Source organism: Aeromonas sp. QDB23, from assembly GCF_027707745.1.
GTDB classification, from domain to species: Bacteria; Pseudomonadota; Gammaproteobacteria; order Enterobacterales; family Aeromonadaceae; genus Aeromonas; species Aeromonas allosaccharophila.
Map to the genome: position 1 here is coordinate 12,787 of NZ_JAPCJA010000016.1, position 13,311 is coordinate 26,097.

General features: G+C 59.9%; 16 protein-coding genes. 8 read left to right on the forward strand and 8 right to left on the reverse strand.

Features of this window, described 5'->3' with window-relative positions:
• Position 1 precedes the first annotated feature (1 nt).
• Positions 2 to 208: a PspC domain-containing protein gene (locus PG888_RS09210; protein WP_005335873.1), complete on the forward strand. Its 207-nt coding sequence runs from the start codon at positions 2 to 4 to the stop codon at positions 206 to 208.
• A gap of 48 nt (positions 209 to 256) precedes the next feature.
• Positions 257 to 475: an envelope stress response protein PspG gene (gene pspG / locus PG888_RS09215; RefSeq protein WP_005335871.1), complete on the forward strand. Its 219-nt coding sequence runs from the start codon at positions 257 to 259 to the stop codon at positions 473 to 475.
• A 90-nt stretch (positions 476 to 565) separates the two neighbouring features.
• Here the strand turns inward: pspG and PG888_RS09220 are convergent, their stop codons facing one another.
• Entirely contained in the window at positions 566 to 910 is a 345-nt protein-coding gene (locus PG888_RS09220) for a GIY-YIG nuclease family protein (protein ID WP_270693292.1), read from the reverse strand.
• 43 nt (positions 911 to 953) lie between these two features.
• Here PG888_RS09220 and PG888_RS09225 point away from each other — a divergent pair, with 43 nt between their 5' ends.
• Positions 954 to 1,688, forward strand: a complete 735-nt coding sequence (locus tag PG888_RS09225) for a substrate-binding periplasmic protein (protein WP_270693293.1) — start codon at positions 954 to 956, stop codon at positions 1,686 to 1,688.
• Here PG888_RS09225 and rarD read toward each other — a convergent pair.
• Positions 1,670 to 2,560: an EamA family transporter RarD gene (gene rarD / locus PG888_RS09230; RefSeq protein WP_270693294.1), complete on the reverse strand. Its 891-nt coding sequence runs from the start codon at positions 2,558 to 2,560 to the stop codon at positions 1,670 to 1,672. The two genes, PG888_RS09225 and rarD, sit on opposite strands and share 19 nt — an antisense overlap.
• Positions 2,561 to 2,659: 99 nt before the next feature.
• On the opposite strand from rarD, the gene PG888_RS09235 reads away from it, so the two are divergent.
• Positions 2,660 to 3,247: a uracil-DNA glycosylase family protein gene (locus PG888_RS09235; RefSeq protein WP_270693295.1), complete on the forward strand. Its 588-nt coding sequence runs from the start codon at positions 2,660 to 2,662 to the stop codon at positions 3,245 to 3,247.
• A 4-nt stretch (positions 3,248 to 3,251) separates the two neighbouring features.
• On the opposite strand, the gene PG888_RS09240 is transcribed toward PG888_RS09235, so the two are convergent.
• A complete protein-coding gene (locus tag PG888_RS09240) occupies positions 3,252 to 4,109 on the reverse strand; it encodes a DMT family transporter (RefSeq protein ID WP_042656431.1) in 858 nt (285 codons plus the stop codon).
• 91 nt (positions 4,110 to 4,200) lie between these two features.
• Between PG888_RS09240 and PG888_RS09245 the strand changes: the two genes are divergently transcribed.
• On the forward strand, positions 4,201 to 5,091 hold the full coding sequence (locus tag PG888_RS09245) for a LysR family transcriptional regulator (protein ID WP_163128902.1): 891 nt from the start codon (positions 4,201 to 4,203) through the stop codon (positions 5,089 to 5,091).
• A 12-nt stretch (positions 5,092 to 5,103) separates the two neighbouring features.
• Here PG888_RS09245 and znuB read toward each other — a convergent pair whose 3' ends face one another.
• On the reverse strand, positions 5,104 to 5,883 hold the full coding sequence (gene znuB, locus PG888_RS09250) for a zinc ABC transporter permease subunit ZnuB (protein WP_033115078.1): 780 nt from the start codon (positions 5,881 to 5,883) through the stop codon (positions 5,104 to 5,106).
• Positions 5,884 to 5,904: 21 nt separating this feature from the next.
• Positions 5,905 to 6,681 (reverse strand): zinc ABC transporter ATP-binding protein ZnuC, encoded by a 777-nt coding sequence (znuC, locus tag PG888_RS09255; RefSeq protein ID WP_270693296.1) that lies wholly within the window; start codon positions 6,679 to 6,681, stop codon positions 5,905 to 5,907.
• Between the two features lie 92 nt (positions 6,682 to 6,773).
• Between znuC and znuA the strand changes: the two genes are divergently transcribed.
• The gene (gene znuA / locus PG888_RS09260) at positions 6,774 to 7,721 is read left to right on the forward strand and encodes a zinc ABC transporter substrate-binding protein ZnuA (RefSeq protein ID WP_182932968.1); all 948 of its coding nucleotides are present in this window, start codon (positions 6,774 to 6,776) and stop codon (positions 7,719 to 7,721) included.
• Positions 7,722 to 7,788: 67 nt separating this feature from the next.
• Positions 7,789 to 8,463 carry a transglutaminase-like cysteine peptidase gene (locus PG888_RS09265; RefSeq protein WP_270693297.1) on the forward strand — a complete coding sequence of 225 codons (675 nt, stop codon included), beginning with the start codon at positions 7,789 to 7,791 and terminating at the stop codon, positions 8,461 to 8,463.
• Here PG888_RS09265 and PG888_RS09270 read toward each other — a convergent pair.
• A complete protein-coding gene (locus PG888_RS09270; protein ID WP_270693298.1) occupies positions 8,458 to 9,399 on the reverse strand; it encodes a TAXI family TRAP transporter solute-binding subunit in 942 nt (313 codons plus the stop codon). The genes PG888_RS09265 and PG888_RS09270 overlap by 6 nt on opposite strands.
• Positions 9,396 to 10,694 (reverse strand): LapD/MoxY N-terminal periplasmic domain-containing protein, encoded by a 1,299-nt coding sequence (locus PG888_RS09275; protein ID WP_234603946.1) that lies wholly within the window; start codon positions 10,692 to 10,694, stop codon positions 9,396 to 9,398. Before PG888_RS09275 ends, PG888_RS09270 begins: the two co-directional genes overlap by 4 nt.
• Before the next feature lie 260 nt (positions 10,695 to 10,954).
• Here PG888_RS09275 and mepM point away from each other — a divergent pair, with 260 nt between their 5' ends.
• A complete protein-coding gene (mepM, locus tag PG888_RS09280; RefSeq protein ID WP_042656426.1) occupies positions 10,955 to 12,292 on the forward strand; it encodes a murein DD-endopeptidase MepM in 1,338 nt (445 codons plus the stop codon).
• Positions 12,293 to 12,364: 72 nt separating this feature from the next.
• On the opposite strand, the gene PG888_RS09285 is transcribed toward mepM, so the two are convergent.
• Entirely contained in the window at positions 12,365 to 13,309 is a 945-nt protein-coding gene (locus PG888_RS09285) for a D-2-hydroxyacid dehydrogenase (RefSeq protein ID WP_139406324.1), read from the reverse strand.
• Positions 13,310 to 13,311 lie beyond the last annotated feature (2 nt).

Sequence of the window (13,311 nt, forward strand, 5' to 3'; positions counted from 1 at the left end):
CATGAGCCCCTGGCCCAAGGATCTGGTGCATCGAAAGCTGACCGGGGTCTGCGCCGGTATTGCCAGGCGGTTGGGGGTCTCCAGAGTCACGGTGCGGGTGGTGGCACTGCTCGCCCTGATCCTGATGCCACCGCTGGCACTGGCCGCCTATCTGCTGGCGGTGCTGGTGATGCCGCCCCGTTATGAATTGAAGCGCTGGCTGGATTGACCGAAGGGTTGCCCAGCCGGCAGACAAGGTACTGATAAGGAGCAAGTTATGCTGGAATTTTTCATCTTGCTGGTGGTGCTGCTGGTCATGGCACTGACCGGTTTTACCCTGGTGGCCATGTTGCTGGTGAGCGGCCTGTTTGTGCTGCTTGGGGCGCTGGGTGGCATGCTTGCTCTGATCATCAAGCTGGCCCCCTGGTTGCTGCTGGTGCTGGCGGTTTGCTGGCTGATCAGCAACCGCAGCAAGCGCTCCAATACCTACCTCTAACCCGCCTGAGGTTGTGCAAGACGTTGTGTGGTGCTCCCTGATTTCCCCTTTTCGGCCACTCATTGAGTGGCCTTTTTTTGCCTGTCATCCTCAAGGCCGGGTGGCTGCGGGTAACCATTGCGGGCTCCAGCTCTGCCAGAGCGCAGGGTGCAGGATCAGCTGCTCCTTGAAGGATTTTGGCTGCTGCTTGAGGCGATATTCGATGCGCAGGGCCGCCCCCTTCTCACCGACTTCCTGCTGCCATACCAGCGTCAGCGGTCCCTTGCCGCGCAGGGCGCGAGAGCCCTTGCCACTCTGGTGCTGGCGCAGGCGGCGCAGTGGGTCCGTGCTGATCCCGGTATAGAGCAGGCCGGTGGCGGTGCGCACCATATAGACAGACCAGCGGGAAGGCTCGGGTGGTTGCGGCGCGGGTGTGGTTGTCGCGGACTCTCTCATTCAACGTCTCTGTGCCAAACTCAAAGCAGCTCAAGGAGGTGCGATGAGAGTCTGGTTCTGGTTGTGGTTACTGTTGTCGGTCCCGGCTCAGGGGGAGACGATCCGTCTCTACGATTACCATCAGCATCCGCCCTTCAATACCGGTGGAGAGGCAGGGTTGAGCCACGAGCTGGTCAAGTATCTCAATGAAAAGCTGGAGGGGGAACCCAGGATCGAGCTCTGGCTGGTCAATCGCGCCCGGCTGGCGCTGGAGATGTCGGATCCCGACTTCGACGGTCTGGTGGTCTGGGTCAATCCCGCCTGGGTGGGGGATCCCCAACGCGAGCGCTATCTCTGGACCTTTCCGGTGATGCGCGACACCAACGAGCTGATCTCGAGCATCGACAAGCCGATCACTTATCGCGGGCCAGATTCCCTCAAGGGGCTGGTGTTTGGCGGGGTGGAGGGCTATCGCTACCAGGGGATCGATGAGGCGGCCGCCGGGGGGGAGCTGGTGCGCCACGATGCCAAGAAGGTGAAGATCAATCTGGATCTGCTGGTGCGCGGGCGCATCGATGTGACTCTGGTGCCCGGGTCGGCCCTCGCATTTTTCACCCATGTCCCGGCCTATGAGGGCAAGCTGTTTGTCTCGCCCTTTCCCCAATCCAGCTATACCCGCCATATTCTGGTGCCCAGATCCCGTGCCGATCTCCATGCTCGTCTCAACGATATCGCCGAGCTGATGGACCGGGATCCCCGCTGGCACCAGGTACTGGAGTCCTATCGCGGTACGCCCTGAGGGCGGCGCTTGAGCCGGTGTAGCGGTAGCAGGCTCACCAGCAAGCCCGACCAGACGAAGGCGAAACCGACTGTCTTGATGGGGTCCGGCGCCTCACCAAACCAGTAGATGGCGAGCAGGAAGGCGAGGCTGGGCTCGATATATTGCAGCAACCCCACCGTACTCATCCGGGTTCTCGCCACCGCGTAGCAGAACAGTCCCACCGGCAGCAGGGTGGCGGGTGCGCTGCCCATCAGTAACAGCTTGTCGGCCAGATCCCCGTTCACGAATGCCCCTTCCCCGTGCCACGCCAGCGTGCCGATGATGATCAGCGCGACGGGCAGTTGCACCATGGCTTCCAGATAGAGGCTGGTGCCGGTGTCGTAGTGGATCTTCTTCTTGATAAGGCCGTAGCAGGCGAAGTTGGCCCCCATGATGAGGGAGAACCAGGGGAGCTGGCCGTAGCAAAACAGCATGTAGGCGAGCCCCGCCAGCGCCAGGGCGACCGCCAGATGCTTTTGCGGGGTGAGCCGCTCTTTAAGGAAGATGACGGCGAATACGATATTGAACAGCGGGGTCATAAAGAAGGCGAGGCTGGTGGTCAGCACCTGTCCGGTGGTGAGGCACCAGGTGAACATGCACCAGCTGATGGACATCACGGGCCCCGCCAGCAGAATGAGGCCGAGCTGGCGCGGCTCGCTGCGCAGTTGTGCCCACGGCACCTTGTGGCCAAGCACCAGAAACAGGACGCCCAGCAGTACCACAGACCAGAGCACCCGGTGGGAGATCAGCTCCCACATGTTGACCTCGGGCATAAATTGATAATAGAGCGGCAGCATCCCCCACAGGATGAAGGAGAGGGTCGCGGTGCCGGTGCCTAGCCAGTTTTTCATCATTGTCCGTTTATTAAATTAAACACCCATGGCGATAGTAGGGGGCGCGCCCTGTTTCCACAAGAGGGAAAACAGGGAAATGCTGGTACTATCAACATCATGCAGCAAATCGATACGTTGTTTGAGCAAATCAGGGCCTGCCGTCTGTGCGAGGCTCATCTGCCGCTGGGACCTCGTCCGGTGATCCGCGGGGCCGAGAGTGCCCGGCTGCTGATCATCGGTCAGGCGCCCGGCACCCGGGTGCATGCCAGCGGTATCCCGTGGGATGACCCCTCCGGTGACAGGCTGCGCCAGTGGCTCGGGGTTGATAAAACCACTTTTTATGACGAGTCGCGCATCGCCATCATGCCGATGGGGCTCTGCTATCCCGGCAGGGGAAAGTCCGGCGATTTGCCACCCAGACCCGAGTGCACGCCCACCTGGCACGACAAGGTATTGATGCTGTTGCCCAACATCGAACTGACCCTGCTGATCGGCCAGTATGCGCAAGCCTACTACTTGCGGGGGGCGGCCAAAGGGTCGCTCACCGAGACGGTGCGTAGCTGGGCCGACTATGGCCCCGGCTGGCTGCCGTTGCCGCATCCCTCCCCGCGTAACACCCTCTGGCTCAGGAAGAATCCCTGGTTCGAGCAGGAGATAGTCCCCCATTTGCAGCAAAGGGTCGCCCCTTTGCTGGAGCGACCCTGAACGGTTAAACAGCCGGTTCGGCCAGCGGTTTGGGTTTGCTGCGGGCCATGGCGACCAGCGGCAAGATGATGCAGAGGCACCCCAGCAGCAGCGGCAGGCCCGGCTGCTCGTCAAACAGCCACACCCCGATGGCCACCGCCATCAGCAGACCGGTGTACTCCGCCGAGGCGATCTTGCTCGCCTCCGCCTTGCGATAGGCCACCACGCACAAGCCCGCATAGACCATGATCAGCGCCGAGGAGCCAAAAGCCGGCCACCACATCTGCCACTGCCAGTCGCCCCCTTCCCACAATGCCAGCGCCAGAATGAAGGGCATGCTCAGCACGTTGGTGAAGAACAGGGTCTGGGCGATGGGCTGCTTGAGCGGGATCCGCTTGATCAGCAGGTTGTTGAGCGCCATGGAGAGCGCCACCCCGAGCGCCGCCAGCGCGGCCCAGTTCACCTCGGTCGGGCGCAGCACGATCAGCACCCCGATAAAACCGAGCAGCGCGGTCAGCACCTTCTGGCGCGAGATCGCCTCTCCCGCCATCCATACCGCCAGCGGCACCATCATCAGCGGCGCGGCATAGAAGAGGGCATTGGCGGTAGCGAGCGGCAAGCGGGTGAGGGCGACCACCATCAGGCAGACGCCAACCGCCCAGATATGGGCCCGCAGCAGGTGCCACTTGATGGCCACCGGCGGGTTGCGGCGCCATGACCAGAGCAGCCAGGGCATCAGCAGAAGGGCGGCCGAGAGTTGGCGAAAAAAGACAAACTGGAAGATGGGCTGATCCGGCTCCAGTACCTTGACCAGTGCATCGGAAAAGACCGCCACCATGTTGCCCAGCACCAGATAAAGGATGCCTATCCCTACTGCATTCATACCACCTCCTACTTCAGATGAGGGGAGGGTAGCGCGGGGGCCGTTATCCAGTAAAATGATAAAAAATGACCACTCATGAGATATTTAGATAATGAAGCTGCCCCCCCTGCGTGCCGTGCAATATTTTGAAGTGGTCGCCCGGCTGCTCAGCTTCTCCCGCGCCGCCCTTGAATTGAACGTCAGCCAGAGCGCGGTCAGCCACCAGATCCGCCTGCTGGAGGATTTTCTGGGTGAGCGTTTGCTGCTGCGTCAGGGGCGGCTGCTCTCGCTGACGCCACAAGGGGAGAGTTACTTCGAGGGGATTGCCGCCGGGCTCAGCCAGATTGCCCAGAGCAGCGAGCAACTGCGCGGTGGTGGCGAGATGCGAGTCCGGCTTGCGGTCTACAGCTCGTTTGCGGTGAAGTGGCTGATCCCCCGTCTGGCTGGGTTACGCCAACTCTACCCCGAGCTGGATTTGAGTCTGGAGATGGTGGCGGAAGACCCCGAGCTCTCCGATCGGGTGGCGGACTGTTTTATCACTGTGTCGCCCCACGGGCGTGGCTACTGTCACGATCTTATCTATCAGGAGCGGCTCTTTCCGGTCTGCAGCCGCCGTCTGTTGCAGCAGGTCAGCGGAGAGTGGCCGGGCGCCATCTGGCAGCTGCCGCTGTTGTCGGTGCAGTCCATCTACAAGGCGCGGGGCGAGGATTGGCAGCGCTGGGCCAAGGCGGGTGGGCTGGTTATTCCGGACGAGGCGCGGATGCACCACTTCAGCCATGTGCTGCTGGCGATGGAGGCGGCGGCCTGGGATCAGGGGGTGGCGTTCGTGAATGACTACATGCTGCGGCCCGATGATCCCCAGCTGGTGGCCTTGCCGGTACACCAACTGGAGACGGGGGATGCCTTCTACTTTACCTGCAAGCGCTCGCGGGCCCATGAGCCCGCCATCAGTCGGTTGCGCCAGTGGCTGATGATGGAGACACGGCAGAGTATGCCGCTGTAATTGCTCGGGTTATCAGGCTTTCTTGAACTGGCTCAGCACAAACAGGCTGGTGGCGCAGACGACGACCGAGGGCCCAGCCGGGGTGTCTTGATACCATGAGAGCGTCAGCCCGCCGAGCACGGCGAGGCAGCCGATCAGCGCGGCAAAGCCGGCCATCTGCTCCGGTGTCTGGCTGAAGCGGCGGGCGGTGGCGGCGGGGATGATCAGCAGGGAGGTGATGATCAGTGCGCCGACAAACTTCATCGCCACGGCGATCACCAGCCCGATCAGCAGCATCAAGACGCAGCGCAGCACATCGACCCGGATCCCCTCTACCCGCGCCAGCTCTTCCGAGATGGTCATGGAGAGCAGGGGATCCCACAACCGCCACAGGGTGAGCAGCACCAGCGCGCCACCGCCATAGATCCAGAGCAGATCCATCGGTTGTACCGAGAGCAGGTCGCCAAACAGGTAGGCCATCAGATCCACCCGCACGTTATCCATAAAACTCAAGGTAACCAGACCGAGGGACAGGGCGCTGTGAGCCAGAATGCCGAGCAGGGTATCGGTCGCGACCTGCTGGTTGCGGCTCATGATCACCAGCAGCATCGCCATGGCGAGGCAGCAGACCACCACCGCCAGAGTGAGATCGACCTGCAGCAGAATGCCCAGTGCGATGCCGAACAGACAGGCATGGGAGAGGGTGTCGCCAAAATAGGCCATCTTGCGCCATACCACGAAGCTGCCGAGGGGGCCGGCCAGCAGGGCGATACCGAGACCGGCTGCGAGGGCGTATAACAGAAAGCTGTCCACTTGAATGTCCTGTTGCTTGCGCTATTTGCTGTGAGCGTTGTTGCGAGAAGGCAGGCGGATGACGGGGGCCTGCGGTTCATGATGATGGTGTTCGCCGTCGCAGTGGTGATGGTGGGTATAGACCGCCAGCACCTCCTGCTCCGGTCGCCCGAACAGACGGGCAAATTCGGAGTGGCGCGCCACGCTTTCCGGCTCGCCATGACAGCAGACATGGCGATTGAGGCAGATCACCTCGTGGGTGCTGGCCATCACCAGATGCAGGTCGTGGGAGACCATCAGCACGGCGCAATTGAACTCGGCGGCGAGCTGACCGATCAGGGCGTAGAGCTCGATCTGGCCAGTGATGTCCACGCCTTGAACCGGTTCGTCCAGTACCAGTAGCTCGGGCTTAACCAGCAGAGCGCGGGCCAGCAGTACCCGCTGCATCTCGCCACCGGAGAGTTTTTGCATCCGGTTCTCAAGCAATCCTTCTGCGCCCACCCGGGCCAGCGCTTCCTCGATGGAGAGGCGGCTGTTTTTGCCCAGTTGCAGGAAGCGGCGCACCGTCAGCGGCAGGGTGGGATCCAGATAGAGGCGCTGGGGCACATAGCCGACCCGCAGGTCGCGGTTGCGGGTGATCTTGCCCGAATCCGGCGTGAGCAGGCCGAGTACCAGCTTGCTCAGGGTGCTCTTGCCCGCCCCGTTGGGGCCGACTAGTGTGGTGATTTTGCCTTTATTGAGGGTAAAGGAGACCTTGTCGAGCACAGAGCGTCCATCAAACGAGAGAGAGACCTCTTTCAGCTCTACCAGTTGGCTCATGACAACTCCGGGGTTTACAGCCAGTGAGAGTTATAATATAACAAAAAAGGCTGTTATATTATCACATACTCACCCCCTGACGAGATTCATCAATGAGAATTATTGCGCTTTTCACTGCCCTGCTGGCGGTGAGTTTGCCTGTTCGTGCCATTGAGGTACTGACCACCATCAAGCCTCTTGGCTTCATCGCTGCGGCGATCACTGACGGGGTGAGCGAGCCCAAGGTATTGCTGCCGACCGGTGCCTCTCCCCACGATTTTTCCCTGCGTCCCTCCGATATTCGCAGCATCAACAGTGCCGATCTGGTGGTATGGGTCGGCCCCGAGCTGGAAGGCTTCATGGCCAAGCCGCTGGCCAACCATCCCCATGCTCTGGCTCTGACTCAGGTTGAGGGGATGCCGCTGTTCAACTACGCGACTCAGGATAGCCATGACTCCCATGATCATGATGCGCATGATCATGACCACGCTGCCCACGAGCACGGCGACCATGACGAAGGGCATGAAGGGCATGAGGGGCATCATCACGAAGGGGTCGATCCCCATATCTGGCTTGGCCCGACGCAGGCCAAGGTGATTGCCAAGGCGATCGCAAGCGAATTGGGCAAGCTGGATCCGGCCAATCAGGCCCGCTATGACGCCAACCTCGCGGCATTTGATGCCAAGGTGGATGCCAAGGACAAGGTGATTGCCGGCCAGATGAAGGCGGTGAACCAGAAGGGGTACTTTGTCTTCCACGAGGCGTATGGCTACTGGGAGCGCCACTACGGCATGAGTTCAAAAGGTCACTTCACCGTGAGTCCGGAGCGTCGCCCGGGTGCCAAGACGCTGGTGGATATTCGCAAGGCATTGGAAGAGAAACAGGCGAGCTGCATTTATGCCGAGCCGCAATTCTCACCGGCAGTGATCGAATCGGTGGCACGCAATACCGGTGCCAAGGTGCTGTTGCTGGATGAGGTGGGTGAACAGGTGCCGCTCGGCCCGGATGGTTATCCCCAATTCATGCAGCAACTGGCTGACGCATTCGCCCAGTGTCGCTGATCACCGGCTGAGCCTCTCATCCGGACGGACTATACTGACCTCCAGCATCTGACATGGAGTGTCTGGTATGAAATGGTTGTTGATCCCGGCCTGCACCCTGGCGCTATGTTGCGCCAGTGTGCAGGCATCGCGTCTCTCCGAGTACATTGCCAGTCCGGACCTGCGGGCCAAGCTGCAGGAAGTGTATGGTGGCCGCGCCATTCAGCGGGCCGAGGCTTTTTCTCGCCTGCTGGCCCCCAGAGCGGGCACGACCGACCAGCAGAAGATCGAGCTGGTGAACAACTACTTCAACAATCTGACCTACAGCGAGGATCCCAGGTTGTGGGGGGATGAGGATTATTGGGCCAATCCGCTGGAGTTCATCGGTGCCCGCGGGGGGGATTGCGAGGATTACAGCATCGCCAAGTACTACACCCTGATGGAGCTGGGGGTAGATGAGAAGAGGCTGCGGCTGGCTTATGTCAAGGCAGTCAAATACAACCAGTTTCACATGGTGACGCTCTACTTCCCGACCCCCAAATCTGACCCGCTGGTGCTCGACAACATCAACAGCCGGATCCTGCCCGGTAGCAAGCGTACCGATCTCATCCCCGTTTACAGCTTCGATGCCAAAAGCATCTGGATCATGAAGTCACGCCGGGAAGGGACGCTGGCGGGGAGTGCCGATCGGTTGGCGCAGTGGACATCGATGAAGACCCGTTTCTCCAGCGAGCAACTGCGCTCTCCCCGTCGTCAGCTATAGCTTGCCCGCCGCTTTCAACTCCTCGAAATATTTTGCCGCGCCCGGATGCTGTTCAATGCTCAGCACCGGGCCGGTTTTATTGCGCGCCCGGTGAAACATATTGGCATAGCCATAAGTCTGTTCATTGAACTTGGTCTGCTGGGTCAGCATGGCCTTGGTCAGGCGATAGACAGACGCTTCCGGCATGGCGGCATTGGTGACCAGGGTGGCGGCGATGGCAAAGGTTGGCGTCGCTTTCAGATTGCCAGGGTAGATGCGGGCGGGCACCTGACTGCGCTGGTAGTAACTGACACCCTTGAGCAACTGATCCCGGGTGGCTCCCTCTATGGCAAGAAAGCTGACGGGGCAGCGCTTGGCAGTATCCAGCACGATCCGGTTCGGGTGCCCCATAACCAGTGCAAAAGCATCGATCTGCTTGCTGCAGAGCGCATCCGGCAGGTTGGCCATGCTCTTCAGGTCGAGGTCCTGCTCTTTCGCTCCCAAGATGTTGAACAGGGCCAGCGCCGTCTGGCGGGTGCCCGAGCTCTTCAACCCCATGTCGATGGGGGCGAGCTTGAGCTGTTCCAGTGAGGTGATATCGCCATCGGCACGGATCACTATGGTGAAGGGCTCGGCATGGGTGGCAAACAGGGCGCGCAGCTCAGGTTGCGGCTGTGTGGCAAAAGGGCCCAAGCCCTTGCTGGCCTGATACAGCCAGTCGGACTGCACCATGGCGTAGGAGGTCTCGCCGCTCTTCAGTCGCTGCAGGTTTTCTATTGAACCCGATGTGGCTTGTAGCTTGCACTCAAGTTGTTCATCGGCCTCATGGGCCAGCCGGCAAAACTCTTTGGTTATCTGATGGTAAATCCCCTGCTCACCACCGGTGGCGATAGTCACGGTTTCAGCCATCAGGCCGGGTTGCCACAGCAGGGGCAACAGTATGGCGAGCTTTTTCATGATTGCGCCTCCCTGGCATAACCATCGATACCCCAGGTCCGCAGTGTGTCGATGTCGCGGCACTCTCCCGATTCCGCCAGCAGGGTATAACCGGCGGCATGCATGGTCTGGGAGAGCAGATTCCAGTAGAGCGGCGCATCGGTCAGCTGGCAGCTGATAAAGATGGGGTTGAGCGGGTCAAGTTGATTGAAGGTATCTGCATTGAGGGGAATGGCGCTGAAGGCGAGCTCACACCCCTGTTCCTGTAGCGCGGCCAATGTGGACTGGCCGTGGGCGGGGAACGTGGCCACATCCCAGCGCCAATCCAGAGTCTTGCCGCGTCCCTGGCTCAGCAGGGGGGCGATCTCTGACCATTGCGGATGATTGAGCAGGGAGAGGGGCAGCAAGATCCCCTCAATATGGGAGTGCTGCCACTGTTGCAGAGCGGTCTGGATAGTCGCGAGATCGCTGTCTGCACCGAGGGGCTGGTTGGGCAAGAAGCGCTGATAGAGCGCGATATCCCCTTGAGTTGAGACAAATTTTTGCAGTTGCCCGCCTTCCGGTAACGGGCTTAGCCCTTGCAGCGGCAGCGGGTGGGTCAGTGGCAGCTGTTTGCCCAGCTGGGTGATCTTGAGCCGTTGTTGCAACAGATCCCGTTTGCGTTCGGAGACCAGTTGGTTGATGGAGATCGCCACCTCTTTGAGATCCTGCAACCAGGGGGTGGGCAGGGTGCTGTTGAACTGGTGTTTGCGGATCCGGATCAGTTGCAGGTTGATCTGCTCCAGAGGATGCAGCAGGCGTTTGCACACCAGGGAGATCACCAGGGTAAAGACCACCAGCCCCGCCAGTAGCGCCAGACCGGTGCGGCTGATGGCATTCCACAGATGCTGGTAGGCGTAACCGCTATGCCCCTCCAGTGTCAGGGTGCCCAGCATGCGCCAGCCATCGGTCAACTCTTGCTCAATTTTGACGGGCGGCATGCCGATAACCGAGGGAAGCCAGCCGGGGACATTCTGCTGGGTCGAGTGGAAGACCTTCTGAAACAGCAGCTGGCCATCGGGATCGATCAGGGTGACAGAGCTGACGAAGCCGCCATCAAACATGGCATTAACGATGGTCTCTGCCAGCACCTTGTCGTCATTTAACAAGGTTCCCTGCAAGACCAACCCAAGGGCTGTGATGGCGGTTTCCAGATTGGCTGACATCTGGTCGAGGATGGACTGGCGGACTGTCGTGACTTCCAGTGCGAACAGCAGCGCCGCACCTATCAGGAACAGGACGACAATTATTCTGATTAACAGTTTTGCTAACGACATATCCACTCCATGGAAAAGTTATCGCAACATTTTGGGTTTCTATTCAGAATCGAATCCGACCCGGTTCTTAAAAATAGGAAAAAATGGTTAAAAAAGACGATCATTTCTGCCCATCCGGGCGGGTTATGCATAAAATGTGGGGTTCATGCAGATTGCGATGAACTATTTGTAACTTTTTTTGTCCAACAAACAGTTTTATACGGTTTTGTCACAACTGACATCGCAACTCACACTCTTTAGATCTAAATACAGGATAGCGGATGAAACGTCTCCGTCCCTTGGTAGTACAGGCTGCCAATTGGGAACCACCGGTTCCCCGCAAACACTTTTATGCCATGCTGATGCTGACGGCCATGACCCTGTCAGCAGTGGCATTATTGCCAGCTCCGGGTGACATCCTCGAGCGGCCGCTGCGTCTTGAGTTGCCCATTGATACCGCCGGTACGGCAACCAACGAAAACAACACCGACTTTAACGAAATCCCCGATCACGAACTGGTTGATCAAAGTGCGCCGGATGACGACATCCCGGTTGACACCACCCCCCAGTGGCAGGATTACCGGGTTCGCAACGGCGAAAACCTGACCGCCATTTTTAACAATCTCGGTCTTTCCACCACCACCCTCTACAAGGTGCTGGACGCGGACAACAAGAACTATCTGGCGCGCCTCAAGCCGGGCCAGAATATCGAGCTGCTGATCGATCAGGACAACATCCTGCAGCAACTCAAGATCCGCCTGAACATCAAGCAGACGCTAGTGATGGCGCGCAGCGATGATGCCTATACCGCCTCCATGATCAATGAGAAGGTCGAGTGGCAACCGCAGCGTTACAACGGGGTGATCAACGGCAGCTTCTATGTCAGTGCCCGTAATGCGGGCATTCCGGCCAACCATATCCAGAAGATTGCCAACCTGTTCCAGTGGCGGATGAATTTCGCCAAGGATTTGCAGAAGGGCGACAAGTTCAAGGTGCTGGTCCGCCAGGAGACGGTGGAAGGCAAGAGCACCGGCAACAGCCAGCTGCTCGGCGTGGAAGTGATTAGCCAGGGCAAGAATGTGTCAGCCTGGCTGGCCGAAGATGGCAACTATTACGACGGTCAGGGCAACAGTCTGGAGCGCGGATTCCGCCGCTACCCGACTCACAGCCGCTACCGGATCAGCTCCAATTTCAACCCCGCGCGCAAGCATCCGGTGACCGGTGCGATCCGTCCCCACGAAGGGACCGACTTCGCGGTACCGGTGGGCACGCCGGTGCTGGCGACCGGTGATGGTGTGGTCCAGAAGGCGACCAGCCACCCGCTGGCGGGCACCTATGTGGTTATCAAACATGGCCGCACCCTGGCGACCCGCTATCTGCACCTGAGCAAGCTGCTGGTCAAGCCGGGCCAACGGGTGAAGATGGGCGACAAGATCGGCCTCTCCGGCAACACCGGCCGATCGACCGGTGCCCACTTGCACTATGAGCTGCGGATCAACAACCGCCCGGTCAATGCCATGACCGCCAAGCTGCCGATGGCTGAACCCCTGAGCGGCAAGGAGCGTCGTCAGTTCCTCGCCAAGGTGAAGAGCTACCGCAAGGAGCTGGCCGCGGGTTGATACCTGTCATCACTGCCTGAAATGAAAAGGCCCCGCCAGATTGGCGGGGCCTTTTTGCAGGCGCGGTGAGGGTCAGTACCCCTTGTCGAAGTCAATCTTGCCATCCAGTGGCTGGCCGTCGATAAAGCGGATGTAGTTGCGCACAAAGATCTGTGCCACATCCTCTGGGAAGCTGTAGGCGCTGTTGTGGGGGGTGACGATGAGGTTGGGTTGTCCCCACAGCGGACTGTCGGCGGGCAGCGGCTCCTGCTCGAACACATCCAGCACCGCCATCGCCAGCTTGCCGGTACGCAGCGCGGTGAGCAGATCGCCCGAGTGCACGGCGCTGCCGCGGCCAACATTGAACAGGATGGCGCCCGGTTTGCAGTGTTCGAAGCGCGCGGCATTGAACAGATGACGGGTATCGCGAGTGGCTGGCAGCACGCTGACGATGACATCGGCCTGCGCCAGCATCTTGTTGAGCGCCGGCAGCTGATAAACCTGATCAAACCCGGCCCGCTCCCGACCGCTGCGGCTGATGCCCAGCACCTTCATGCCAAAATGTTTGCCGGTCTGGGCGATATGCTGGCCAATGCTGCCGGTCCCCAGGATCAGCATGGTGCGCCCTTTGAGGCCCTGATAGGGGTGGCTCTGCCACAGCCGCTGCTTCTGCTGCTCCCGATAAAGAGGAATTTGGCGCATCAGGCTGAGCAGATGACCAAAGACATACTCGCTCATCAGCGGGCCGAAGATACCGCGCACATTGGTGAGCTGATAGTCGCGGCGACTGTCAGGGTCGAGCAGCACATCGACTCCCGCATAGGTGGACTGGAACCAGCTCAGCTTGTTGGCTTTGGGCAGCAGCGGTTTGGCACGGGCCGGTTCGGCCATCAGAATATGGGCTTCGCCAATCAGTTTTTCGGCATCGGCCGGATTATCGGCCCGCAGAATGCGCAGATGGGGGAGGTTGGCGGCCTTGAGCAGCCGTTCGTAGTGAGCATTATCCTGGCTGAGCAAAAGAAGGGTACGTTGGCTCATAC